Below are 25,657 nucleotides of genomic sequence, written 5' to 3'. Positions count from 1 at the left end.
CTTCGAGCGCGCGCCACGGCGCGGGCTCCTCTTTCGTAGGACCTGGCTTTACATGACCGATCTGACCCGCCCCACCTTCCACGGCTTCGAGCAGCTGCCGCTGCGCGAGTACGCCGAACGCGCCTATCTCGACTATTCGATGTACGTGGTGCTCGACCGCGCCCTGCCGTTCCTGGGTGACGGCCTGAAGCCGGTGCAGCGGCGCATCATCTTCGCGATGAGCGAGCTGGGCCTGAATGCCGCGGCCAAGCCGAAGAAATCCGCGCGTACCGTGGGCGATGTGATCGGTAAGTACCATCCGCACGGCGACAGCGCCTGCTACGAAGCGCTGGTGCTGATGGCGCAGCCGTTCTCCTACCGTTACCCGCTGATCGAGGGCCAAGGCAACTTCGGCTCCACCGACGACCCCAAGTCGTTCGCGGCGATGCGTTACACCGAATCCAAGCTGACCCCGATCGCCGAGGTGCTGCTGGGCGAGATCAGCCAGGGCACCACCGATTGGGCGCCCAACTTCGACGGCACGCTGGAGGAGCCGACCTGGCTGCCGGCGCGCCTGCCGCACCTGTTGCTCAACGGCACCACCGGTATTGCCGTCGGCATGGCCACCGATGTGCCGCCGCACAACCTCAACGAGATCGTCAGCGCGCTGCTGCGCCTGCTCGACAATCCCGATGCCACGGTTGCCGAATTGTGCGAACACGTGCTCGGCCCGGACTACCCGACCACCGCCGAAATCATCACCCCGGTGGCCGACCTGCGCGCAATCTACGAGACCGGCCACGGCAGCGTGCGCGCACGTGCCACCTACAAGAAAGAACACGCCAACATCGTCATCGACGCGCTGCCGTACCAGGTCTCGCCGTCCAAGGTGATCGAGCAGATCGCCCAGCAGATGCGCGCCAAGAAGCTGCCGTGGCTGGAAGACATCCGCGACGAGTCCGACCACACCAGCCCGGTGCGGGTGGTGCTGGTGCCGCGCTCCAACCGTGTCGACGCCGAACAGTTGATGGGCCACCTGTTCGTCACCACCGATCTTGAGCGCAGTTACCGCGTCAACCTCAACGTGATCGGCCTGGACGGCCGCCCGCAGGTGAAGAACCTGCGCCAGTTGCTGAGCGAGTGGCTGACCTTCCGCAGCGACACCGTCACCCGCCGCCTCAACCATCGCCTGCAGAAGGTCGAGCGCCGCCTGCACCTGTTGGAAGGCTTGTTGATCGCCTTCCTCAACCTGGATGAAGTGATCCGTATCGTCCGCAGCGAGGACGAGCCCAAGCCGGTCCTGATCGCGCGCTTCGCGCTCAGCGAAGAGCAGGCCGAATACATCCTGGAAACCAAGCTGCGCCAGCTGGCGCGCCTGGAAGAAATGAAGATCCGCGGCGAGCAGGAAGCACTGGCCAAGGAACGCGCACAGATCCTGGCCATCCTGGAAAGCAAGACCAAGCTGAAGAAGCTGATCAAGGACGAACTGACCGCCGACGCCAAGAAGTTCGGCGACGCGCGTCGCTCGCCGCTGGTGCAGCGTGGCGCCGCCCAGGCGATCGATGAAACCGAGATGGTCGCCAGCGAACCGATGACCGTGGTGCTGTCGGAAAAGGGCTGGGTACGCGCGGCCAAGGGCCACGAGGTCGATCCGGCCGGCATGTCGTATCGCGAAGGCGACAGCCTGCTGGCGGCGGTGCGCAGCCGCAGCACGCATCAGGTGGCGTTCCTGGATTCGGAAGGCCGTGCCTATTCGACTGCGGTGCACACCCTGCCCTCGGCACGCGGCAACGGCGAACCGTTGACCGGCCGTTTCTCGCCGGCCTCGGGCGCGGCATTCCAGGTCATGGCCAGTGCCGACAACGCCACCCGCTTCGTGCTGGCGTCCTCGCATGGCTACGGCTTCGTCACCCGCTTCGAAAACCTCACCGGTCGCAACAAGGCCGGCAAGGCGATGCTCAACCTGACCACCGGCGCGCACGTGCTGACGCCTGCGCAGGTGACCAACCCGCAGAGCGACCGCATCGTGGCCGTCACCAGTGCCGGCAATCTGCTGGCGGTGACCGCCAGCGATGTGCCCGAGCTGGACAAGGGCAAAGGCAACAAGATCATCGACATCCCCAAGGCCAAGCTCGGCACCGAGCGCGTGGTCGCGGTGGTGGCGGTGGCACCGGGCAACACGCTGCTGGTACGCAGCGGCGCACGCACCATGAGCCTGTCGTTCAAGGATCTGGATACCTATGTGGGCGCGCGTGCAAGTCGCGGGGCGTTGTTGCCGCGTGGCTGGCAAAAGGTGGACGGGTTGGAAGTGCAGTAATGGTGATTCGCTGACGCGCAGCGCAATGTCACGTGGGCCGTGCGGTTCTAGCGACCAGAAAAGCACTGCCAGATGGACGCGGCAGGCTTTGTTGTTCCTATCAGCACACGGCGAATTTGGCAGCTGCGATGTCCTCATCGCCTGCGCGGCCTTGTCGCGGCATGGATGCCGCCGCCCCTCCAGTAATGGATTTACGGCGTTTCCCGCAAGCGATGAGGGCGCCGCGCCCTCGACCTGCTCGGCTTGGGGATCTCCAAACACGCTGAAGTTCAAGCTCTCGGTCGCTTCGAGAGGTTGAGCGAACGATGCGGATGCGTCGGTTGTGGAGCGGCTGATCTGCGGCTTGGCTGCAGTGCCCTTGTCCGCCCACCATCGCAGGACACGCCGCAAGTACGTCCTTGTAAGCTCTTACTCGGCATCCATGCCGCGTAAGGTCCCGCGGTGCGGGGCGGGCAAGGACCAGTCGAGAGGGCCGGTGTGCATGGTAAGCGCAGTAAATGTCGCGCGGCGGTGCGGTATGGTCTGAGCGGCTCATTTCGATCTGCAGTGCCACCGTCATTCCGACAACACGTCACTCGTCAACGCAAACCGGCAAGACACCATCATGGACACAGCATTCTGGTTGCAACGCTGGCAGAACGGTCAGACCGGCTTCCATCAGGACGAGGTGATGCCGCTGCTGCAAAAACATTGGCCGGCCTTGCAATTGCCGACAGCTGCCCGCGTGCTGGTGCCGTTGTGCGGCAAGACGCTGGACCTGCACTGGTTGGCCGCCCAGGGGCATCGTGTGCTCGGTGTGGAGCTGTCGCCGCTGGCGGTGACGCACTTCTTCGATGACGCCGGCCTGCAACCGCAGCGTCACACCAGCCGCGCGGGCGAGCACTTCATCGCCGGCCCGATCGAAATCATCTGCGGCGACGCATTTGCACTGGAGCCAGGCGTGCTGGCCGATTGCAGCGCCGTCTACGACCGCGCCGCGTTGATCGCCCTGCCTGCCGGCCTGCGCCAACGCTATCTGCACAGCGTGTACGCGCAGCTGCCTGCGGGATGCCGCGGCCTGTTGATCACCCTGGACTATCCGCAGGCCGAAAAGGCCGGCCCGCCGTTTTCGGTGGACGCTGCCGAGGTGCACGCCCTGTTCGGCACGCAATGGCAGGTGCAGCAACTGGAACACCGCGACATCCTCGACCAGGAGCCGCGCTTCCGTGCCGACGGCGTCACTGCCCTGTCGACCGGCGTGTATCGCCTGCAGCGCAACTGATTGTCCCTGGCAAACGCTCCGTCGTAGCCAGACCATGCCTTCACGGCAGTCGGCCGCCGCATGCGCCGCACGATCGGCGCCTTGCGAGCCGATCACCAACCGCGCGGCATTGCGCCACGCAGCGGTGTTGCCGAACGGTGTGACGCGCCAGGCGGCATGCTGCAGTAGACAGCCGGCAGCCGGCCCAGACCACGCGGCGATGGCAATGCACAGCACAACCCGGCACCCGCGACTGCATACCTGCGCTGCGCCCGCTCAGCGGCTGCGCAGCGCCGGTCACCGGGCTCAGCCGGCGACATGCCCCTTGTCGATCTTCGAGGTCTGATACAGCTCCAGACCGATGCGCTTGATCAGGCCGAGCTGCTGCTCCAGCCACCAGGCGTGGTCTTCCTCGGTGTCCTGCAGCTGCTTGAGCAGGATGTCGCGGCTGACGTAATCGCCGTGCTCTTCGCACAGCTTCATGCCGGCGGCGAGATTGGCGCGGACTTCGTATTCCACGACCAGATCGCGCTCGAGCATTTCGACCACGGTCTTGCCGGGCGCAAACTCGGCCGGCCGCATGTCCGGGTCGCCTTCCAGGAACAGGATGCGCCGCAGCAACGCGTCGGCGTGCTCGGTCTCCTCTTCCATTTCGTGATTGATGCGCTCGTACAGCGCCATCAGGCCCTGGTCCTCGTAACGGCGCGAGTGCAGGAAATACTGGTCGCGTGCCGCCAGTTCGCCGCGCAGCAGCTGTTTGAGGTAGTCGACGACTTCGGGATGGCCTTTCATGATGTGCTCCAGCAACGCAATGCGCGCATGGTGCCCTAACCCGCCGGGCAATGATCTAATCGGAATCACTTTCAGTTGCGCTTGCGGCCGGACCCGCCACGGTCATGACCGGCGGCCACACTGTGACCGAACTCAAGGACCCGACAACAATGCGCAAATGGCTGGGCCGGCTGCTGCTGGCAATCGTGGTATTGGCCGTGGCGGCCCTGTTGGCCGTGTACCTGCTGATGCGTGGCAGCCTGCCGCAGCTGGACGGCAACAGCGCACTGACGGGCCTGGCGGCACCGGTCAGCGTGCAACGCGACCGGCGTGGCGTGGTCACCATCGATGCGGCCAGCCAGGTCGATGCCATGCGCGCACTCGGCTATGTGCATGCGCAGGAGCGCTACTTCGAGATGGACCTGATGCGCCGTGCACCGGCCGGCGAGTTGTCCGAGCTCTTCGGCGCCGCGGCGCTGGACCTGGACAAGCGCAATCGCGTGCACCGGCTGCGCGCCCGCGTGCAGGCCAGCCTGGATATCGCCGTCGGTAGCCAGCGCGCGGCGCTGCAGGCCTATACCGAGGGCGTCAATGCCGGGCTGGCCGCCCTGCGCGTGCGCCCGTGGCCGTACCTGTTGCTGCGGCAGACGCCGCGGCCGTGGACGCTGGACGATTCCATCCTCACCGGCATGGCGATGTATGCCGACCTGCAGGACAACGACAACCAGACCGAACTGGCAGCCGCACGCATCCGCGCGGTGGTGCCGGCGGCGCTGGCGGCCTTGCTCGATCATCAAGGTTCCAGCTGGGATGCCCCGCTGCTCGGCGCCGCGCAAGGCGATGCCGTGCTGCCCGATGCCGCCGCACTGGACCTGCGCCGCCTGCCGCATCCGGCCGCCGCGCCCGGCGCCGAGCCGCCGACGCCGGGCAGCAACAACTTCGCCGTGGACGGCAGCCTCACCAGCGACGGCCGCGCCATCGTCGCCGACGACATGCACCTGGGCCTGCGCGCGCCCAACATCTGGTTCCGTGCACGCCTGCGTTACCCGGACACCGGCGCGCCCGACGGCAAGGTGGATGTCACCGGCTTCACCCTGCCCGGTTTGCCGGCGGTGGTCGTCGGCAGCAATGGGCATGTGGCCTGGGCCTTCACCAACAGCTATATCGACACCGCCGACTTTGCGCGGATTGCGCCGGCCACGCCGGGCCATCCGCAGGCGCTCACCACCCATGTCGAAACGATTCGCGTGGCCGGCGCCGCACCGGTGCGTTTTGCGGTCCGCGAGAGTGCGTGGGGACCGATCCTGCACGACAACCCCGATGGCAGCGTGCTGGCGCTGCGCTGGGCCGCGCAGCTGCCCGGCGCGATCCGCCTGGACTTTGCGCAGATGAGCACCGCGGCCGATCTGCAGGCCGCCTTTGCGGTGGCGGATCGTTCGGGCATTCCGGCACAGAATCTGTTGCTGGCCGATCGCAGCGGGCGCATCGCCTGGCGGTTGATCGGCGCGCGCCCGGTGCGCAATGCCGGGTGTGGCCCGAGCGGCATCGCCGAACTGGCGGGTTCGGCGCAGCACGCGGACGCGGCATTGCCGTCGGCTGCGGTCACCACAGCCTCGGCACCCGCGCCGACCGGCTGCCTGCCCTGGCCGGTGCGCAGCGACGACGCCCCTGCGCTGATCGATCCCCCCTCGCACCGGCTCTGGACCGCCAACAGCCGCGTCGTCGATGCGCAGCAATTGACCACGCTCGGCAATGCCGGCTACGACCTGGGCGCGCGAGCGCAGCAGATCCGCGACGACTTGTTCGCCAGGCAGCGTTTCAACGAGTTGGATCTGCTCGCCATCCAGCTCGACGATCGCGCCGTGCTGCTCACGCGCTGGTGGCAGTTGTTGCGCAGCGTGGTCGAACACAGCCAGGACCCGGCCTTGCAGCAGATCGAAGCCGCCACACGGCAGTGGGACGGGCACGCCTCCACCCGCTCGGCCAGCTATCGCATCGTGCGCGGCTTTCGCGGCATGACCATCGACGCAGTGGAAGCCGGCCTGCTGGCCCCGGCAAAAGCCGCGCTTGGCAAGGACTTTTTACCGCCGCGTCGCGCGCAACTGGAAGGCATCGTCTGGCCATTGCTGCAGCAACGCCCGGCGCATCTGCTGCCGCCGACCTATGCGAACTGGGACCAGTTGCTTGCCGAAGCGGCACGCAACGCGCAGGCGGAGCTCGCTGCGCAGGACGGCGCCTCGCCGGATAGCCCCTTGAGTGAACGCAGCTGGGGCGAACGCAATACCGCTGCCATCTGTCACCCGATCGCGCGGGCATTGCCAGCGCTCGCCAAGCGCTGGCTGTGCATGCCGCCCGACCAGCTGCCCGGCGATCGCGACATGCCGCGCGTGCAAGGCCCGGCCTTCGGCGCCTCCGAACGCATGGTGGTGTCGCCCGGCCACGAGCAGGACGGCATCGTGCACATGCCGGGCGGCCAGAGCGGACATCCGTTGTCGCCGTTCTGGGGCGCGGGGCACGAGGATTGGGTGCACGGCCGGCCGACCCCCTTCCTGCCGACCGCTACCCGCTACACGCTGCGACTGCAGCCGAAGTAGGCACGAGGCTTCGCGCGGGCCCTCATCCGCCCTCCGGGCACCTTCTCCCGGAGGGAGAAGGACAGCCGCGAGCACCTCTCCGGGAGGGGGAGAAGGACAGCCGCGAGCGCCTCTCAGGGAAGGGAGAAGGACGGCCACGAGCACCTCTCCGGGGGGGAGAAGGTCAGCCGCGAGCACCTCTCCGGGAGGGAGTAGGACAGCCGCGAACCCTCTCTCGTCGGGAAAGGGATTGGCGTGAGGGTACGGGCACACGCCGTGCGACCGGGGGCATTGCGCGTCCCGGTACTCGCAGATCTCAGACCGCAGCTCGCGCCTCGCATGCCGCATGCGGCGTCTCGCACCCTCGCACCTCGCACCTCGCACCTCGCACCTCGCGTGCGCACGCGCACGCGCACGCCGCAGTCTGTGCCGCAACGCCTACCCGCCGACCTGCGCAATCAAGCGAGCACAACATGCTAAGATGCATTTGATAACCATTCCCATTAGTGACCAATGCGCCCCACGCTCCTTGTCACCGCGCTCGCCGCTGTCTTGGCTTTGCCCTCGCCCCGCGCCTTCGCCCAACAACACACCAGCACCTCGGCAGCCGTCACCGACCTGGATGGCGTCGAGGTCGTCGGCCGTGCGCAGACGCTGTACAAATCCGACGACGCCGCAGTGGCCACACGCACCGACACGCCGTTGTCGCTGGTTCCGCAGTCGGTCCAGGTACTGCCGCGCGAACTGATCGACGACCAGGCCGCACGCCAGATCACCGACCTGTATCGCAGCATCAGCGGCATCAGCTTCTTCAGCTATGCCGGCGTCACCCTGCGCGGATTCCGCCAGGAAAACGTGCTGTACGACGGATTGCGCGGCGATCCGTATGCCGGCTTCTCGGTGCCGCAGTTGTTCAATATCGAACGCGTGGAAGTGCTCAAGGGTCCGGCCGGTGCGCTGTACGGTGGCGGCGAACCCGGCGGCGTCATCAATTACGTCACCCGCAAGCCCGGCCATCAGGCTGCGCGTCGGGTGGAGCTGCAGGCGGGCAATCAATCCTTCGGAGCCGCCTCGTTCGAAGCTACCGGGCCGGCACGCGACGACGGACGCATTCGCTACCGCATCGGCGCCTATGCCGATGGCGAGGACGGTTTTCGCCGCAACACCGATAGCCAGAGCCAGATCGGCGATGCGTCGGTGGCGTTCGATATCGGCCAGACCGGCGAGCTCACCTTGCAGTACACCGACATCACCCAGAACCTGGGCGGCAATCGCCTGCGTGGCGTGCCGGTGGATGACGACGGCAACTTCCTCACCGACCGGCGCTGGAACCACAACGAACCCACCGATTTCCTCGACATGCGCGCCAAGGTCGCATTCGCGCAGTACCGCTTCGCGCCGTCGGATGCGTGGGACGTGGACATGGCGCTGCGCTGGTTCAAGAACGACGAGCATCAGATCTATCACGAGCCGATGGGCCTGATCGACCGCGATGGCGACGGCACCGCCGAATGGATGACGCGGCAGTTGCGCAACCAGTTCCGCGACAACGATGCGATCTCCAGCAACGTCAACGCCGTGTTCCGCACCCACATCGGCGCGATCGAGCACAAGCTGCTGATGGGCGCGGACTACTATCGGCTGGATGCGGATTTCCGCGCGCAGACCGCCAACACCGCCGACACCGGCCGCGTGCGCGGGCCGGTGCCGGGTATCGATCTGTTCAACCCGGTGTACGGGCGCAGCGGCTTTTACGACTACGGTCTGGACAGCCTACCCTGGCGCGCCACCAGCACGCGCAGCCAGCGCTACGGCGCGTATCTGCAGGACGAACTCACGCTGACGCCGCGCTGGTTTGCGATGGCCGGACTGCGTTGGGACGGCTTCAAGGACGACAACCGGCTGGACGGCTCGCGCGTCACCGGCAACGATCTGAGCTGGCGTGTGGGCAGCACGTTCGTGCTGCGCGATGGCGTCAACGCGTACGCCAGTTATGCCAGCGGCTTCCTGCCGCAGGATGCGGCCAATCAGGACAGCAGCGTCGGTGGCCCGTTCGATCCCGAGCGCAGCACGCAGTGGGAAGTAGGCCTGAAGACCGCGCTCAACGACGGCGGGCTGACGCTCAACACCGCGCTGTATCGCATCGAACGCAGCAACATCGTGCAGGCCGACGGCAGCATCGTCGCTGGGGTCAATCAACTCGCCGCGCTCGGCCTGGTGCGCAGCGAAGGCCTGGAAGTGGATCTGCTGGCCGACCTCACCGAGCGTTGGGTGCTCAACCTGACCTACGCCTACAACGATGCACGCGTGCTGGATGCGGGCACCAACGGCATCACCAACGCGTCCGGCGACCGCTTCGCCAATGCACCGCGCAACACCTTCGGCCTGTGGACGCGCTACGACCTGCCGGCCTGGAACTCGGCAATTGCCTTCGGTGCCGACTACGTGGGCGAGCGGGTCAGCCTGGAAGGCCAGCGCGTCAAGCCGTATGCCATCTTCGACATCAGCTGGCAGACGCAGTGGGATGCCTGGAAGCTGCAGGTCAACGTCAAGAACCTGTTCGACAAGGTGTACGCCGTCAGCGGGTTCACTGAGCGCACCGGCCACTTTCCTGGCGAACCGCGCCGCATCTACGCGCAGCTGGCTTACGATTTCTGAGCAGGGCGAGCACGCGTCTGTGCAAATCTCGAACGTTGCCCAAGTGTGACGTTCGTCGGCCACCGCATGCACGATTGCGGCCTCGACCACGACAGTGCAATGAACCTGCGCCGAATCAGGCCGGCCGGAATCAGCCAGACTTTAACGTCCGGTGGGACACACTAGAGGCCGTCGCGATCTGGAACGTGTTTCCACACGATCGCCCTCTTCCCCCCACTGACCGGAATCCGCATGCCTCAGCTTGCCCGCTCCGTTTCCGCCCTGTTGCCCCTGCTCGTTGCCACTGCCTGCTCGGCAGCGCCGCCCGCCAAGTCCGGCCCACCGGACGCGCCGGTCGCGGCCTGCACCGCCAGGGTGCGCCCCGGGCAGGATCTGCAAAAAGCCATCGACAAGCTTCCGCAAAGCGATACGCGTGCGGTGTTGTGCCTGGAAAAAGGCGAATTTCCGCTCAATGGCCTGGTCTCGATCCACCGCGGCAATCTCACCCTGCGTGGCACGGGTCCGACCACGGTGCTGCGCATGGCCGATGGCGTGCAGCAACCGGCGCTGGTGGTCGGCGACTATGAAAACCAGCAGCCTACCGGCGTGATCCGCAATGTCAGCATCGAGGACATGCAGATCGTCGCCAGCACCGGCGACAAGGAATTCATGCCCGAGCGCCCGTACCTGAGCAATAGCGCGGTGGTCGTGCGTTCCGGCCAGGGGATTCGCCTGGCCGGCCTGCAGGTCAACAAGTGCCGCAGCGCCTGCCTGCTGAGCGAGTACGACACGCGCGAGATCACCATCGAAAACAATGATGTCTCCGGCGCGATCTGGGACGGGGTGTCGTTCAACCGCACCGCCAAGGTCACGATGGTCAACAACTACATCCACGACAACGTGGCCGCAGGCCTGACCACCGAACATCTGGAAGACAGCGAGATCCGCAACAACCGCTTCGAGCGCAACGGCAGCCAGGGTATCTATCTGTCCGACGCGCGCCGCAACCGCTTCAGCAACAATCAGTTCGACGGCAACAAGGTCGCCGGCGTCTTCCTGGCCTGCGCCATCCGCTATCGCACGCCGGAAATCCTGTGCTGGGACAACAGCATGAGCCAGGACAACGTGTTCGAGAACAACCGCTTCTCCAATACGCCGTTCACCTACACCATCGGCGTGGACCGCGCTGCCAACTGCACTGCGGCCGACTTCAAGCCTAACCTGTGGCGCAACAACCAGGCCGATGTGGCAGGTGTGGATATCGAGCCGCAGCGCTACGGCTACTGCGTGCGCCACGAGTGAGCGCAGCAGCGGCCGGCAGCGCGTGCGCGCATGCCGGCCGCTGCAGTTGCAACTTGGGATGCAGCAGCGTTACGACGCCAACGCCTGTTCGTGCACGCCGGCAATCGCACGGCCGGAGGGATCGGCCATCGCGGCGAAGCTGGCATCCCAGGCGATCGCGGTCGGCGACGAACACGCGATCGACTTGCCGCCCGGCACCGTCTCCGCGGCCGCCTGGCTGGGGAAGAACTGTTCGAACAGCGTGCGATAAAAATACGCTTCCTTGGTCTGCGGCGGATTGACCGGAAAACGCCTGGAAGCGGCAGCCAGCTCGCGGTCGCTCACCTGCGCGGCGGCATGTGCCTTGAGTCCATCGATCCAGCCATAGCCCACGCCATCGCTGAACTGCTCCTTCTGCCGCCACAGGATGGATTCGGGCAGATACCCGGCAAACGCCTCGCGCAACACGCCTTTTTCCATCCGCGTGGCGCCGCTGCTGGTCTTGTCGATCATCTTGAAGCTGGCGTCCATGCGCATGGCCACGTCCAGGAACTCGCGATCCAGGAATGGCACGCGCGGCTCCACGCCCCAGGCCATCATCGACTTGTTGGCGCGCAGGCAATCGTAGTTGTTGAGCGCATCCAGCTTGCGTACCAGTTCCTCATGGAATTCGCGCGCGTTCGGTGCCTTGTGGAAATACAGATAGCCACCGAAGATCTCGTCGCTGCCTTCGCCCGACAGCACCATCTTCACGCCCATCGCCTTGATGCGGCGCGCCAGCAGGAACATCGGCGTGGAGGCGCGAATGGTGGTGACGTCGTAGGTCTCGATATGGCGGATCACCTCGGGCAGCGCATCCAGGCCTTCTTCGAAGCTGTACTCGAAGCCGTGATGCACGGTGCCCAGCGCGGCGGCGGCGACTTCGGCAGCGGCCAGGTCCGGCGAGCCTTTCAAGCCGATCGCGAACGAATGCAGGCGCGGCCACCAGGCTTCGGTGGTGTCGTTCTCTTCAATGCGATGGCGCGCGTAGCGTGCAGCGACCGCGGCGACCAACGACGAATCCAGCCCGCCGGACAGCAGCACGCCATACGGCACATCGGTCATCAACTGACGATGCACCGCGCGCTCGAAGGCCTCGCGCAATTCCTGCAACTGCACCTGCACGCCTTCCACCTCGGCGTATTCGCGCCAGGCGCGCTCGTAATAGCGACTCAATGCGCCGGTGGCACTGTCGTACCAGTGACCCGGCGGGAACTGCGCCGCGTCGGCGCAATCGTCCACCAGCGACTTCAGTTCCGAGGCTACCCGCAGCCGGCCCTCGCGATCGTGGCCCCAGTACAGCGGCACCACGCCGATCGGATCGCGCGCGATGATCACCCGCCCGGCTGCCTTGTCCCATAGCGCGAACGCGAAGATGCCGTTGAGGCGGTTGAGGTAGGAGGCCGGCGCATCCTCGCGGTACAGCGCGTTGATCACCTCGCAATCGGAGCCGGTCTGGAAGGCGTACGGCTGCACCAGTTCCTGCTTGAGCTCGCGATGGTTGTAGATCTCGCCATTCACTGCCAGCGCAAGCTCGCCATCGTCGGACAACAAGGGCTGCGAGCCGCCGGCCGGGTCGACGATGGCCAGGCGCTCGTGCACCAGGATCGCGCCGGTGTCGACATACACCCCGCTCCAGTCGGGTCCGCGATGGCGCTGCCGCTGCGAACATTCCAGTGCCTGCCGGCGCAAAGCCTGCAGATCGTCACCGGGTTGCAGGCCGAAAATACCGAAGATGGAACACATGGAAACACTCCTGGATGAAACTGCGGGGGTTGGCGGCCGGTGGAAGAGCGTGCTGCGCGAGAATGACACCCATAAAAAAACCCGCATCGGCCGATGCGGGTTCTCTGATTCCTGGGCGTTTGGTAGACGTCGCCTAGTCGCAGACCCGCATCGGCCGCGCACGATTGTTCGCGCGCAGATTGTTGCGGTTGGCGTTATTGATGTTGGCGAGCTGGAAGACCATGTGACCGACGCTAACCGTTCGTTTTCGCTGGCGCAACTGTTTCAGCGGCAACGACGGCGGCAACTGCTCCGTCAATCGACCAGCAGCCGCTCGATCAGGCTGCGGTACAGCGCCGGCAAGGCCTGCAGATCGGCCACGCGTACATGCTCGTCGACCTGATGGATGCTGGCGTTGACCGGGCCGAATTCGATGCACTGCGCGCCCAACGGTGCAATGAAGCGTGCATCGGAGGTGCCGCCGCCGGTGCTTTCTTCCGGGGGCGCGCCGGCAAACTGGCCCAGCACCTCACGTGCGACGCTGCGCAGGCGCCCTTCCGGGGTATAGAACGGCTCGCCGCTGCGATGCCAGCGCAGCGCATAGTCCAGCCCGTGGCGATCCAGCAATGCGACGATCTCCGCTTCCAGCCGCGGCGCATCCCACAGCGGGGTGTAGCGCAGATTGAAGGCCACCTGCAGCTCGCCCGGAATCACGTTATTGGCGCCGGTGCCGGCATGGATGTTGGAAATTTGCAGACTGGTCGGCGGAAAACTCTCGAAACCCTCGTCCCACTGCCGTGCCACCAGCTCGGCCAATGCCGGCGCGGCCAGATGGATCGGATTGCGCGCCTTGTGCGGATACGCCACATGCCCCTGCACGCCCTTGACGACCAGCGTGCCGGACAGACTGCCGCGACGGCCCACGCGCAGCAGGTCGCCCAGCCGCTCGGTGGACGAGGGCTCGCCGGTGATGCACCAGTCGATCGCCTGCCCGCGCGTGCGCAACAGCTCGGCCACGCGCCGCACGCCGTCGATGGCATCGCCTTCCTCATCGGAAGTCAGCAACACCGCCAGCGTACCGGCGTGCTGCGGATGGGCGGCGACGACCTGTTCGGCGGCGACCGCGAAGGCGGCCACGCTGCCCTTCATGTCGGCCGTGCCGCGCCCGTACAGCACACCATCGCGGATCTGCGGATCGAACGGATCGCTGGTCCAGGCCTCGCGCGGTCCCGGCGGCACCACATCGGTGTGGCCGAGCAGCACCAGCACCGGCGCACCGCTGCCATGCGTGGCCCACAGATTGTCGACCTGGCCCAGGTGCAGATGCTCGCAAGTGAATCCGGCGGCCTCCAGGCGTTGCGCAATCAGCGCCTGGCAGCCGGCATCGTCCGGTGTCACCGAGGCGCGTGCGATCAGCTCGCAGGTCAGTTGCAGTACGTCACTGGTCATGCTCGTCCTTCCGATAAAAAGATGCACCCGGGCCGTCGCAGCAGCAGGCAGCCTGGCTTCCACACGCCCGCCACGCACACATGTGCGCGAGCCGATGACGCGATGGCGCCATCAGGCGATGTTGAACCTGGCCTTGAAGCCGTTGTCGGAGAAGCCCTGACTGAACGCACCATCGTCGCTCACCACCACCGGGCGGCGGATCAATTGCGGGTATTCGCGCAGCAGCAGCTTCCATTCGGCGTCCGAACCCGGCGTCTTCTTGTTGTCGGGCAGCTGCCGCCAGGTGGTCGAGGACTTGTTGATCATCGCCTCGAATCCGCCGGCCTTGCCGGCCCAATCCAGCAACGTCTCCGGCGCGGGTGCGTGCTCGCGGTAATCGACGAAGCTGTAGGCCACGCCGAAGCGGTCCAGCCACTTGGTCGCCTTCTTGCAGGTGTCGCAGTTCTTCAATCCGTAGAGCGTGGTCATCTCGTCTCCTTCTCGACCCCGCGGCGCGCGTTTGCACGCGCCAACAAAGTGGTTACCAGTTGATCGTGTTCCTGCCCGTGTGCGGGCAGGAACACCACATCGGCGCGTGTGCCGTGGAATCTCAGCGCCATCCGCCGTGGCGGAATCAGCCATGCGGCATCGACCGAGCGCAACTCGGCAAGATCCACGCACTGCGAGCGTCCACGCTGGACGATCACCAGTGCATCGCCCGCATCGCGGACCTGCGCCCAGCGGGTGGATGCCCATGCCAGACGCAGCGTCATCAGCACCACCAGTGCAGGCGCCAGCCAACGCAGGACCTCCAGCTGCTGCGGCACGCCATCGCGCACCAGCGCGCCGGCCACGTAGAGCGTCACCCATCCCAACCACATGGCCGGGATGCCCCAACGGATCCAGCCACTGGCCGGACGCGACACCATGGCGCCGAGCACCGGCTGCGCGCTACTCAATCGGCCAGACCGCGCAGCAGCTCGTTGACGCTGGTCTTGCTGCGCGTCTTGGCATCCACCTGCTTGACGATCACCGCGCAATACAGCGAGTGCGAGCCGTCCTTCGACGGCAGCTGGCCGGACACCACCACGCTGTAAGGCGGCACGTAACCGTAGGAAATCTCGCCGGTGGCGCGGTTGTAGATGCGCGTGCTCTGGCCGATGAACACGCCCATGCCGATCACGCTGTGGTGACCGATCACCACGCCTTCGACCACTTCCGAACGCGCACCGATGAAGCAATGATCTTCGATGATGGTCGGGCTGGCCTGCAGCGGTTCGAGCACGCCGCCGATGCCGGCGCCGCCGGACAGGTGGCAATGCGCGCCGATCTGCGCGCACGACCCCACCGTGGCCCAGGTATCGACCATGGTGCCTTCGCCCACATAGGCGCCGATGTTGGTGAAGCTCGGCATCAGCACCACGTCCTTGCCGAAGTAGCTGCCGCGCCGCGCCACCGCGCCCGGCACCACGCGCACGCCGGCCTTGCGGAACTCGGCCTCGCCGAAGCCGGCAAAACGCGACTCCACCTTGTCCCAGAACGGCGCCGGCTGCGCGTCGATCACCGCCATCTCGTTGACGCGGAAATACAGCAGCACGGCTTTCTTCAACCATTCGTTGACGGTCCAGCCGCCCTTCCCGTCCGGCTCGGCAACGCGGAACTCGCCGCGCTCCAGGCCGTCGATGACGCGGGTGACGATGGCGCGGGTGGAGCCGTCGATCTCATCGACGGTCAGGCTGGCGCGGCGCTCGAACGCACTCTCGATGCCGAACCTGAGTTCGTCATTGCCCACCTGCGTTGCAGCACCCTGCACCGCCTTTTCGGCGATCGGCAGTTTCTTTGCAGCGGCAGCCTTCTTGGCAGCTGGTGCCGACACCACGCTGGTCGGCTGCTTGGCCACGCGCGGGGCCGCACTGGCGGCCGGCTTGGCCGCGCTTTTCTTGGCAACGCTTTTCTTGACGACACGTTTGCCGGCGCCAACGGCCTTGCCGGCCGCCGCGGTGACCTTGGTCTTGTCGACGGCCGGTGCCTGACGCGCCTTGCCGCTGTCGCGCGTGACGCGCTTGGGCGCTGCGCTGGTGGTGGTCGCGCCCTGCTTGCGCGTGGTCTTCTTGCTGGTGGCCATGGGGGTCTCCGAACGGACTGACGGACTACTTAGGTGGGATCGAGGCAGGCGCACAGCGCATCGCGCAGCGCCTGCCGTGCGGATTCGGGCAACGGGCGGTCGTGCTCGTCGGTGATCTGGAACTGGTCTTCGGCACGCTCGCCGAAGGTGGCGATGCGCGCATCGTGCACACGCAGGTGTTGCAGGCGCAGCACGTTGGCCACATCGGCCAGCAAGCCGGGGCGATCGGGCGCAACCAGGCTGATGCGGGTACGGCGGCCACCGGCGCTTTCGCTGAATTCCACGCGCGGCGCAAAGCGGAAGTGGCGCAGCTGGCGCGGCACCGCCCGCCGGGAGGGCCGCACCTTGTGCAGGTCGCCGGCCAGCACCTGGCGCAAGGCCGCGGCCAGACGCTGCGGGTCGCCATCGGCGGAGCTGTCCTGCGGCAGCACCTCGAACACGTCGAGGATCGCATCGTGCGGCGCATCCAGCACGCGGGCGCGATGGATGCCGTAGCCCTTGCGATCCAGCGTGGCGACGATCGCCGAGAACAGGCCATCGCGATCGGGCGAATACACGAACACTTCCAGCGCGTCGTTGTCCGGCACCGCGCGACGCGCCTTGACCAGGGTCTGCCCGATCTGCACTTCAATCAGCGACACCGCCTGCCAGGCCAGTTGCTCGGGACGGAAGCGCAGGAAGTTTTCATCCGGCATGCCGGCAAACTGGCGGTCGATGGTGGCATCGTCGTGGCCTTGCGCCTGCATCAGCGCGCGTGCGGACTCGCGCGCTTCGCGCAGGCGCTCCTCGCGCGGCGGCGGATGTTCCAGGCCCTCGCGCAGCGCGCGCCGCGCGGCGAAGTACAGGTCGGCCAGCAGCCGGTCCTTCCACGCGTTCCACAATTTGGGGCTGGTGCCGGCGATATCGGCGCAGGTCAGCAGATACAGATAGTCCAGGCGCTCGCGCGTGCCGACCAGGGTGGCAAAACGGTGGATCACCTCCGGGTCGGAGATGTCCTGCTTCTGCGCGGTCACCGACATGCGCAGGTGCTGCTCCACCAGCCAGGCCACCAGCGCGGTATCGCCGTCGCTGAGCCGATGCGCCTGGCAGAACGCGCGCGCATCCACCGCGCCCAGCTCGGAATGGTCGCCGCCACGGCCCTTGGCGATATCGTGGAACAGCCCGGCCAGCAGCAGCAATTCCGGCTTGCGCAGGCGCGGCCAGACTTCGTGGGTGATCGAAAAACGCTCGTCGGCGCGACCGGCGGCGAACAACGCGATGTTCCGCAGCACCATCAAGGTGTGCTGGTCCACCGTGTAGACATGGAACAGGTCGAACTGCATGCGCCCGGACACGCTGGCGAATGCCGGGATCCACTGACCCAGCACGCCCAGGCGCGCCATGCGGTTGAGCGACTCCACCGCCCGCGGGCCGCGCAGCAGCGCCATGAAGCGGTCGCGTGCGGTCGCATCGGCCACGTCGTAGGCCGGCAACTCGCGCAACACCTCGGCCAGCGCGCGCGCGGTCAGCGAATGCAGCCCACGCACCTCGCGGTGCGCCGCCCACTGCGCAAACAGCGCAAAGACCTGCAGCACATCGCCGGCCGGCCAGTCCTCCGCATCCGCGGCCAGATAGCCGCGACGCAGACTGAAGCCCTCGCCGAGCGGCTCCGGCACCGCTTCGCCATCGAATTGTTCTTCGAAGCGCTGCAGCAAGCGGTCACTGATGCGGCGGATCAACGCAGCGCTGCGGTAGAAGCGCTGCATCATCTTTTCCACGCCCAGGCTCTCCGGGTCGTCGGCAAAGCCCAGCCGCTGGGCAAGCGTCTTCTGGTAATCGAACCCCAGCCGCTCTTCCGGCCGTTTGGCGACCAGATGCAGGCCGAAGCGCAAGCGCGCCAGCTCCTCGCGTTCGCGCCGCAGCGCTGCGGCCTCGTCGAAGCCGACATGGCCGAGCCCGACCAGCGCTTCCAGATCCTTGACCCCGAACGCGCGCAGCGCCATCCAGCCCAGTGTCTGCAGGTCGCGCAGACCACCGGGGCCGTCCTTGATATCCGGTTCGAGATTGTCGGCGGTATCGCCGAAGCGCTGGTGCCGCGCCAGCAGCTCTTCGCGCTTGGCCTGGAAGAATTCGCGCGCCGGCCAGACCTGCTGCGGCGAAATCGCGGCCGCCAGGGCCGCACGCGCCTGGCTGCCAGCCATCAGCGGGCGCGACTCGATCAAGGCGGTCAGCACTGTCTGGTCGGCGGCCGCGGCGGTGCACTGCGCCGGCGAGCGCACCGCGTGGCTGATCGGCAGGCCCACATCCCACAGCAAGGCAAACAACCGCGCCAGGGCCTGCTCGTGCTGTTGCTGCACGCCGGTCTCGCCCAGCACCAGCACATCCACGTCCGAACGCGGGAACAGTTCGCCGCGCCCGTAGCCACCGACCGCATGCAACGACAGTTCGGCATCGGCCGGGATGCAGCGCGTCCACGCATTGCGCATCAATTGATCGACCGCGCGTGCGCGCAAGGCCACCAGGCGCTCGATCGGCTCGCCCTGGTCGAAGCGCTTGCACAGCCGCATGTCGGCGTGCACCAGCAGCGGGCGCGCCTGCGCGGCCCACTCGGCATCGCCGGCGGCACCCGGGTCGGGTCGGTCCGCCGGCGTGGCCGTCATACCGGCGCGGGAGCGTTCGGCGACAGCGTCAGCACATCCACGCCGTCTTCGGTCACCGCGACCATGTGTTCCCACTGGGCGGACAACTTGCGGTCCTTGGTCACCACGGTCCAGCCGTCCGGCAGCGTCTTATGGTGGTAGGTGCCTTCGTTGATCATCGGTTCGATGGTGAAGGTCATGCCGGGCTTGAGCACCAGGCCTTCGCCGGGGCGGCCGTAATGCATCACCTGCGGCTCGTCGTGGTAGACCTTGCCGATGCCGTGGCCGCAGTAGTCGCGCACCACGCTGAAGCGCTCGGCCTCGGCAAACTTCTGGATCGCGTGACCGACATCGCCCAGCGTCGCGCCCGGCTTGACCGCGCGGATGCCGCGCCACATCGCTTCGTAGGTGGTTTCCACCAGCCGCTTGGCCATCACCGATGGCGTGCCGACGTAGTACATGCGGCTGGTGTCGCCGTGCCAGCCATCCTTGATGACGGTGACATCGATATTGACGATGTCGCCGTCCTTCAGGACCTTGGCCGCGCTCGGGATGCCGTGACAGATCACGTTGTTGACCGAGGTGCACACGCTCTTGGGAAAGCCGCGATAGCCGACATTGGCAGGAATGGTGCCCTGCACGTTGACGATGTGGTCATGGCAGATGCGGTCCAGCTCGGCCGTGGTCACGCCCGCCTGCACGTACGGAGCCACGACATCGAGCACCTCGGCGGCCAGACGGCCGGCGACGCGCATCAGTTCGATTTCTTCTTTGGTTTTCAGATTGACGCTCATGGCCACGATTATCGCCGATTCGGGCTAAATCTGAACGGCCTGCGCGCGCGTTTTTGCGTTGCGGAGGCAGAACCGCAGAAACGGACGGGGCAGCAGGAAACTGGCGGCGCCACGTATTCATGTGTGACGCACTACCGCGCGCGTCAAAAAGCCTGTCAGCGGAGTCATCCGAAAGACATCGCACTTTCGGGAAAAACCCTGAGGTTAAACAGTGAGATAGCCAAATCATTCAGGGTAATCTTTGGCATGGCTGATGCATTGGGTCAGGGGCGACGAGTCGTCGCGTCACCAATGACCAGACCGGTCAAGGAAATGTCCATGCGTACTGTCCGCCCTGTCCTGCTGTCCCTTGGCCTGCTCTCGACCATTGGCGCTGCCACTGCAGCAGATACCACCACATTCAACGTCAAGATCGCCGTCACCAAGGCCTGCACCATCACCGCCGCCTCCGCGACGGACGTCGACTTCGGCTCGGTGTTGTCCACCTCCACCGCCAATGCCGACGCCAACGGCAGCGTGACCGCACAGTGCACCGCGCTGACCCCCTACAACATTGCGTTGAGCGCGGGCAGCAATGCCGGCACCGCCAACGACGTCACCACCCGCCGCATGAAGAACACCGATGCGCTGGTCACCACCAACAACTTCATCGCCTACCAGCTGTACCAGGATCTGGGCCGCAGCACGGTCTGGGGCAGCACCACCGGCACCAATACGCTGAGCCGCACCGCCACCGGCATCAACCAGGTCTATCCGGTCTACGGCCGCGTGACCAACCCGTCGGCCAACAATCCCGCCACCGGTACCTACCAAGACACCATCACCGCCACGATCGTCTATTGAGCGCGCGCATGCCATTGCACCACCCCCTGTCCTACCGGATGCCGGGCCGGCTGGTCACGGCCGGGCTGGCACTGATGCTGGCGCTTGGCAGCGGCTGGCCGCTGCAACCGGCCCATGCGGCCAGCCTGCAGCTGGCACCGACCTCGCTGACGCTGAACGCGCAGCAGTCCGCCGACGGGCTGTGGCTGAGCAACAGCGGCAGCGCGCCGGTGCAGGTGCAGACCCGGGCCTATCGCTGGACCCAGCGCGACGGCAAGGATCAGCTGGACCCGACCCAGGAACTGCTGATCAGCCCGCCGATGCGCACGCTGGCCGCCGGCGAGCGCCAGCTGATCCGGGTCATTCGCGCCGGACCCGCGCCCACCAGCGAGGAAGCCTGCTACCGCATCATCGTCGACGAATTGCCCAATGCCGATGCCGATCGCAAGGGCATGCAGTTCGTGCTGCGCTACTCGGTGCCGATCTTCCTGCTGCCGCCGGGCAGGACCGAATCCGCGCCGACCTTGAACACGCAGGTGATCGCCGGCAGCGACGGCACTGCGCAGATCCAGATCAGCAACACCGGCAATGGGCACGCCCAGGTCGCCGACCTGCAGCATCGGGTCGACGGCACGACCAAGACCGCATTGAACGGGCTGGTGGGCTATGTCCTGCCCGGCCAGACCATGCGCTGGTCACTGGGTGCACCGCTGGCCCAGTTCGGCCGCGGCACCATCATCGCAAGGATCAATGGTGAGGCGGACGAACGCACCTTGTTGGCAGCGCCGACAGCGCCGTGATGCGGGCCGGCTGGCGATGACGCTGCTTGCGACCGCCACCTGCCTGGCGCATGCCGGCTCCGGCGACCTGGCCGATATGGCGCCACTGCCCGATCAGGCCCCGCAGAGCGTGGCGGCCCTGCCGCAGACGCTGTACCTGGATGTCACCCTCAATCAGGCCGACCGCGGCCTGGCACCGTTCGAGCTGGTGGACGGTCACCTGCGCGGCTCGGTCGACACGCTGCGCAAGCTGGGCTTCATCCTGGCCGACCGCGCCGCCAGCGAACTGGTCGACCTTGATCGCCTGCCCGACGTGGAAGTGCGCTACGACGCCGCGCTGCAACGGCTGGCGCTGCAGGTACCGCTGGCGCAGCTGTCGCTCTCCACCACGGTGCTGAAGGCCGAACAGGTCGCACCGCCCAGCGCCACCGCCTCGCCGGGCATGCTGCTCAACTACGACTTCTATGCCACGCGCAATGCCGGGGCCAGCAGCGTGTCGCTGGCGACCGAAGTGCGCGGCTTCGGCATCGGCCGCGGCATGGTCGATACCACTGCGGTGTTCCTGGCCTACGACCGCCCGCAGGACCAGCGCTGGCGCAGCGAAGCGGTGCGCCTGGACAGCGCCTGGCAGATGGACTTCCCCGACAGCGCCACCAGCCTGACGGTCGGCGATTTCTACAGCGGCTTTGTCGACTGGAGCCGCTCGATCCGCCTGGGCGGGGTGCAGATCGGGCGCAATTACGCCTTGCAGCCGTATCGCGTGCTGACCCCCACGCCAAGCTTCCTGGGCGAGGCGGTGGTGCCCTCGACCGTGGAGCTCTACGTCGATGGCCTGCGCCAGTACAGCGGCCAGGTGCCGGCCGGCCCGTTCCAGCTGGCCGCGCAACCAGGCATCAGCGGGACCGGACAGGCGCAGATCGTGGTGACCGATGCGTTCGGCCAGGTGCGCCGGCTGGACTTCGCGTTCTATGGCACGCCGCAGCTGTTGGCCCGCGGCATTTCCGAGTGGTCGGCCGGCATCGGCCATCTGCGCCAGGACTACGGCGTGCGCTCGTTTTCCTACGCTTCGCGTACGGTTGCCAGCGCCACGCTGCGCAAAGGCCTGCGCGAAGACTTCACCATCGAGGCGCACGCCGAGGCCGGCGGCGGCGTGGTCAATGCCGGTGCGGGCGGTGTGTGGCTGCTCGGCGTCGGCGGCGTGGCCAACGCCGCCTATGCGCACAGCCGGATGGATGCGCTGCGCGGTGGCCAGTACGTGCTGGGCTATGCCTGGAACAACCGTCGCTTCAACGTCACCGCCGGCACCCAGCGCACCCACGGCGACTATCGCGACCTGGGCGCGCTGCAGGGCGCGTTACCGGCGCGCATCAGCGACCGCGTGGCATTCGGCATCAACGTCAATCCGATCGGCTCGCTGGGCACCAGCTATGTGCGCCTGAGCTACCCGCAAGGCGACACCTCGCGTTACGCGAGCCTGTTCTGGTCGCGCAACTTCGGGCGCAACTGGGCGGCCAACCTGTCCGGCAACCAGAACCTGGATGTGCGCAGCGACCGCAGCCTGTACCTGTCGTTGTCGACCACGTTCGGCGAGTTGCGCCAGGCCAGCGCATCGATGCAGCGCAACGGCAACCGCACCGGCTTTGTGGCCGACCTCAGCCAGCCGCTGCCCGGCGACGGCGACCTGGGCGGGATCGGCTGGCGCCTGCAGGGGCGGGCCGGCGACGATGCCAGCGGCGGCCTGGCCGAACTGGGGTGGTTGAACCGCATCGGCCGCTACAACCTGGGCGTCGCCAACCAGGATGGCAACAACTTCGGCTATGCCAGTGCCAGCGGCAGCCTGGTGTGGATGAACGGCCGCGGCTTTGCCGCGCGCGACATCCAGGATGCCTTCGCGGTGGTGTCCACCGACGGCCAGCCCGGCATTCCGGTGCGGCTGGAGAATCGCCTGATCGGCGTCACCGACGCCCGCGGGATGCTGCTGGTCACCCCGCTGCAGTCGTGGCAGCGCAACCAGTTGTCCATCGACACCCTGAACCTGCCGGCGGACCTGCGCGTGGACCGCGTCGATACCGCAGTGACACCGCGCCAGCAGTCCGGGGTGGCGGTGCGCTTCGGCATCACCCGGGTGCGCGCGGCCATGATCGTGCTGCACGACGCCCAGGGTGTGCCGTTGCCGGTCGGCAGCGTGGTGCAGCGCGAAGGCGATGCCGAACGCGTGGTGGTCGGCTACGACGGCGAAACCTATCTGGACAACCTGCAGATCGACAACCGCATCCTGGTCGAGCTGCCCGCTGGCCGCTGCAGCGCTCGGTTCACCTACCCGGCCAACCCCGGCGGCATTCCGCGGGTCGGCCCGCTGCCCTGCGTGCTCGAGCAGGAGACCCCATGAGCCTGCCCGCACCCTGGCGCCTGCTGCTTGCGCTGGCGATCGCCGTGTTGTGGCTTGCCCCCGGCCAGGACGCGCGCGCCGACACCACCTGCAGCGTCACCCTCGGCACCCCGCTGGCATTCGGCAATGTGGCGGCCAACGGCACCACCGATGCGGTGGCAACGCTCAATGTCACCTGCGCGACCGCCGCGCTCAGCGTGCTGGGCTATGCCCAGGTGAGTCTTTGCCTGGACCTTGGGCCGGGCAGCGCCAGCAACGGCCTGTATGCGCCGCGCCGCATGCTCAACCCCACCGGCGACAGCCTGGACTTCCAGATCTACAGCGAGGCCACGCGCACCCAGGTCTGGGGCTCCACCGGATCGACGACGCCTTCGCCGCGCCTGCTGACGCTGTCCTACGGCGTTCCGGTGATCACCGGCGGCTCGCAGACGACCACCCTCACCCTGTACGGGCGGATTCCGGCCAGCCAGACCCTGTCGGTCGGCAACCACACCAGCAGTTTCGGCGGCGCCGACACCGTGCTGCGCTACTCCTACAACGAGAGCATCATCGGCGTCCCGGCGGCGCCGAGCAGTTGCACGGCCGGCGGCAGCGGCGCCAAGACCGCCAGCAATGCGTTCCCCTTCATTGCCTCGGCCAACGTGCCGGCACGCTGCAATACCTACGTCACCACCGACCTGGATTTCGGCAGCATCGCCGGCACCATCGATACCGCCATCGATCGCACTTCCACCATCAGCCTGTCGTGCACCAACCGCACCGCCTGGAATATCGGGCTGGGCGATGGCATCAATGCCACCGGCAGCGTCCGGCGCATGCGCCATGCCAGCAGTGCCAACTACATCGCCTACGAGCTGTATCGGGACGCCGGCCGCGGCAACCGCTGGGGCACCAGCATCGGCGTCGATACGCTCAGCGGCACCGGCAACGGCGTCGCGCAGACGGTGACCGTCTATGGGCGCGCGCCGGCACCGCAGCAGCCCATTGCAGGGGCCTACAACGACACGGTGACAGTCTCCATCACTTACTGACAGTTAATAAAGTTCGCATCGGGGGCGTCGCTATTTGTTACGTCTCCAATGCAAACGATTGCCTTCATGACGCTGGTCACTCTCCTGAAGCGCCTGACGCTGGTCGCCCTCGTCTGCACCGCGACCTCGACCGCGGCCAACGCGGCTGCTGCGCGCGGCCCGGAAAACTTCACCCTGCACATCGGATTGCGCCTGCTCAGCGGCTGCGAGCTGCGTACTGCGCCCCCGCGCGCCAGTTGTTCCAGAGGCACGCCGATGGCGATCGCCCCGCCGGCCAGCACCGCCGAAGACCCCGCCGTCACCAGCACCGGGCAGGATGCCAGTGCACTCGCCGGGCCTGCGCCTGCCGGCAGTGCGCGCATGACCACGATCGCGTTCTGAGCATGGCCACGCCTCGCTCCCGCTGCTGCCTGCTGGCGCTTGCACTGGCCGGCCTGGCCATCGTCGGCACCGCCGCTGGCGCCGAGATCGCCATCGCCCCGACCACTGCACGCATTCCCGCCGACAGCGACCAGGCGGCCGTCTGGCTTTACAACCAGGCCGCGCTGCCATGGCGCGCCGAAGCCAAACTCTACCGCTGGCGCCAGGACGGCGACCGCGAGCTGCTCGAACCGGCTACCGCGGCCACCGTCAGCCCGGCGCAGTTCGAAATTCCGTCGCAAGGCCGGCAGCTGCTGCGGGTGATCCGGCTGGGCCCCAGCCCGGCACAGGCCGAGGACAGCTACCGGTTGGTGGTGACCCAGCATGCCGCCGGCAGCGATACCGAGCTGCTGCGGTATTCCACGCCGGTGTTCGCCCTGCCCAGCCAACCCGGCGAACAGCACCCGGTGCTGCAGGCCAGCGTGTCCGGCCACGGCAGCGGCCGCGCCCTGCAGGTCCACAATGCCGGGCCGAGCCATGCCCGGCTGGCCGACCTGGCCTACATCGATGCCGGCGGTACCCGCCGCAGCATCCGCGACGACCTGGCCGGTTACGTGCTGCCCGGCCAGACCCGCCAATGGCCGCTACCGGCCAACCTGCCCGCCGGCAACGGCCGCTTCGTGGCACGCATCAACAGCGATACCGAGACTACGCTGGCACTGGAGCCGTGAATCGTGAGTCGGGAATGG

Annotated in this window: 20 protein-coding genes; 11 read left to right on the top strand and 9 right to left on the bottom strand. The window is 66.9% G+C overall.

Annotation, left to right across the window (positions count from 1 at the left end; translation table 11 throughout):
* Nucleotides 1-52: 52 nt before the first annotated feature.
* Together parC and H7A86_RS07325 are read left to right on the top strand one after the other, a co-directional pair.
* Nucleotides 53-2,296 carry a DNA topoisomerase IV subunit A gene (gene parC / locus H7A86_RS07330; RefSeq protein WP_119132339.1) on the top strand — a complete coding sequence of 748 codons (2,244 nt, stop codon included), beginning with the start codon at nucleotides 53-55 and terminating at the stop codon, nucleotides 2,294-2,296.
* 604 nt (nucleotides 2,297-2,900) lie between these two features.
* Nucleotides 2,901-3,557, top strand: coding sequence for a thiopurine S-methyltransferase (locus H7A86_RS07325; RefSeq protein ID WP_119132340.1), 657 nt, complete (start codon nucleotides 2,901-2,903; stop codon nucleotides 3,555-3,557).
* Between the two features lie 285 nt (nucleotides 3,558-3,842).
* On the opposite strand, the gene bfr is transcribed toward H7A86_RS07325, so the two are convergent.
* On the bottom strand, nucleotides 3,843-4,328 hold the full coding sequence (bfr, locus tag H7A86_RS07320) for a bacterioferritin (RefSeq protein ID WP_039511630.1): 486 nt from the start codon (nucleotides 4,326-4,328) through the stop codon (nucleotides 3,843-3,845).
* 149 nt (nucleotides 4,329-4,477) lie between these two features.
* Here bfr and H7A86_RS07315 point away from each other — a divergent pair, with 149 nt between their 5' ends.
* The 3 genes from H7A86_RS07315 (at nucleotide 4,478) to hpaM (ending at nucleotide 10,819) form a co-directional block, all read left to right on the top strand.
* Entirely contained in the window at nucleotides 4,478-6,901 is a 2,424-nt protein-coding gene (locus H7A86_RS07315) for a penicillin acylase family protein (protein ID WP_180708066.1), read from the top strand.
* A 492-nt stretch (nucleotides 6,902-7,393) separates the two neighbouring features.
* Nucleotides 7,394-9,538 (top strand): TonB-dependent siderophore receptor, encoded by a 2,145-nt coding sequence (locus H7A86_RS07310; protein ID WP_119132342.1) that lies wholly within the window; start codon nucleotides 7,394-7,396, stop codon nucleotides 9,536-9,538.
* Between the two features lie 231 nt (nucleotides 9,539-9,769).
* Complete coding sequence (gene hpaM / locus H7A86_RS07305; protein WP_119132343.1) at nucleotides 9,770-10,819, top strand: type III secretion-associated outer membrane-bound protein HpaM; 1,050 nt, start codon at nucleotides 9,770-9,772, stop codon at nucleotides 10,817-10,819.
* A gap of 69 nt (nucleotides 10,820-10,888) precedes the next feature.
* On the opposite strand, the gene asnB is transcribed toward hpaM, so the two are convergent.
* The 8 genes from asnB to map all read right to left on the bottom strand — a co-directional run bounded on the left by asnB (nucleotide 10,889) and on the right by map (nucleotide 19,527).
* The gene (gene asnB, locus H7A86_RS07300; RefSeq protein ID WP_119132344.1) at nucleotides 10,889-12,583 is read right to left on the bottom strand and encodes an asparagine synthase B; all 1,695 of its coding nucleotides are present in this window, start codon (nucleotides 12,581-12,583) and stop codon (nucleotides 10,889-10,891) included.
* Nucleotides 12,584-12,716: 133 nt separating this feature from the next.
* Nucleotides 12,717-12,881: a hypothetical protein gene (locus H7A86_RS07295; RefSeq protein WP_166766015.1), complete on the bottom strand. Its 165-nt coding sequence runs from the start codon at nucleotides 12,879-12,881 to the stop codon at nucleotides 12,717-12,719.
* The gene (gene dapE / locus H7A86_RS07290; protein ID WP_119132345.1) at nucleotides 12,878-14,011 is read right to left on the bottom strand and encodes a succinyl-diaminopimelate desuccinylase; all 1,134 of its coding nucleotides are present in this window, start codon (nucleotides 14,009-14,011) and stop codon (nucleotides 12,878-12,880) included. The genes H7A86_RS07295 and dapE overlap by 4 nt, the downstream gene beginning before the upstream one ends.
* Nucleotides 14,012-14,122: 111 nt before the next feature.
* Nucleotides 14,123-14,479, bottom strand: a complete 357-nt coding sequence (locus tag H7A86_RS07285) for an arsenate reductase (protein ID WP_104583385.1) — start codon at nucleotides 14,477-14,479, stop codon at nucleotides 14,123-14,125.
* The gene (locus H7A86_RS07280) at nucleotides 14,476-14,949 is read right to left on the bottom strand and encodes a hypothetical protein (protein WP_119132346.1); all 474 of its coding nucleotides are present in this window, start codon (nucleotides 14,947-14,949) and stop codon (nucleotides 14,476-14,478) included. The genes H7A86_RS07285 and H7A86_RS07280 overlap by 4 nt, the downstream gene beginning before the upstream one ends.
* Complete coding sequence (dapD, locus tag H7A86_RS07275) at nucleotides 14,946-16,115, bottom strand: 2,3,4,5-tetrahydropyridine-2,6-dicarboxylate N-succinyltransferase (protein WP_180708065.1); 1,170 nt, start codon at nucleotides 16,113-16,115, stop codon at nucleotides 14,946-14,948. The genes H7A86_RS07280 and dapD overlap by 4 nt, the downstream gene beginning before the upstream one ends.
* A 29-nt stretch (nucleotides 16,116-16,144) precedes the next feature.
* Nucleotides 16,145-18,754 (bottom strand): [protein-PII] uridylyltransferase, encoded by a 2,610-nt coding sequence (locus H7A86_RS07270; protein WP_119132347.1) that lies wholly within the window; start codon nucleotides 18,752-18,754, stop codon nucleotides 16,145-16,147.
* Nucleotides 18,751-19,527, bottom strand: a complete 777-nt coding sequence (gene map / locus H7A86_RS07265; RefSeq protein ID WP_039520326.1) for a type I methionyl aminopeptidase — start codon at nucleotides 19,525-19,527, stop codon at nucleotides 18,751-18,753. Before map ends, H7A86_RS07270 begins: the two co-directional genes overlap by 4 nt.
* 318 nt (nucleotides 19,528-19,845) lie before the next feature.
* On the opposite strand from map, the gene H7A86_RS07260 reads away from it, so the two are divergent.
* Genes H7A86_RS07260 through H7A86_RS07235 form a run of 6 tightly spaced genes read left to right on the top strand, consistent with a single transcriptional unit; the run spans nucleotide 19,846 to nucleotide 25,639 of the window.
* The gene (locus H7A86_RS07260; protein ID WP_164739076.1) at nucleotides 19,846-20,370 is read left to right on the top strand and encodes a Csu type fimbrial protein; all 525 of its coding nucleotides are present in this window, start codon (nucleotides 19,846-19,848) and stop codon (nucleotides 20,368-20,370) included.
* A gap of 8 nt (nucleotides 20,371-20,378) precedes the next feature.
* Complete coding sequence (locus H7A86_RS07255; RefSeq protein ID WP_104648346.1) at nucleotides 20,379-21,149, top strand: fimbrial biogenesis chaperone; 771 nt, start codon at nucleotides 20,379-20,381, stop codon at nucleotides 21,147-21,149.
* Nucleotides 21,150-21,165: 16 nt separating this feature from the next.
* Complete coding sequence (locus H7A86_RS07250) at nucleotides 21,166-23,517, top strand: fimbria/pilus outer membrane usher protein (RefSeq protein WP_119132348.1); 2,352 nt, start codon at nucleotides 21,166-21,168, stop codon at nucleotides 23,515-23,517.
* The gene (locus H7A86_RS07245; protein ID WP_164739658.1) at nucleotides 23,514-24,548 is read left to right on the top strand and encodes a Csu type fimbrial protein; all 1,035 of its coding nucleotides are present in this window, start codon (nucleotides 23,514-23,516) and stop codon (nucleotides 24,546-24,548) included. Before H7A86_RS07250 ends, H7A86_RS07245 begins: the two co-directional genes overlap by 4 nt.
* A gap of 48 nt (nucleotides 24,549-24,596) precedes the next feature.
* Nucleotides 24,597-24,929, top strand: coding sequence for a hypothetical protein (locus H7A86_RS07240; RefSeq protein WP_104583391.1), 333 nt, complete (start codon nucleotides 24,597-24,599; stop codon nucleotides 24,927-24,929).
* Between the two features lie 2 nt (nucleotides 24,930-24,931).
* Complete coding sequence (locus H7A86_RS07235) at nucleotides 24,932-25,639, top strand: fimbrial biogenesis chaperone (RefSeq protein ID WP_119132349.1); 708 nt, start codon at nucleotides 24,932-24,934, stop codon at nucleotides 25,637-25,639.
* The last annotated feature ends 18 nt before the right edge of the window (nucleotides 25,640-25,657 follow it).

Source organism: Xanthomonas euroxanthea, assembly GCF_903989455.1.
In the GTDB taxonomy this organism is placed as follows: Bacteria; Pseudomonadota; Gammaproteobacteria; order Xanthomonadales; family Xanthomonadaceae; genus Xanthomonas; species Xanthomonas euroxanthea.
This window is presented reverse-complemented; position numbering and strand designations above follow the sequence as displayed.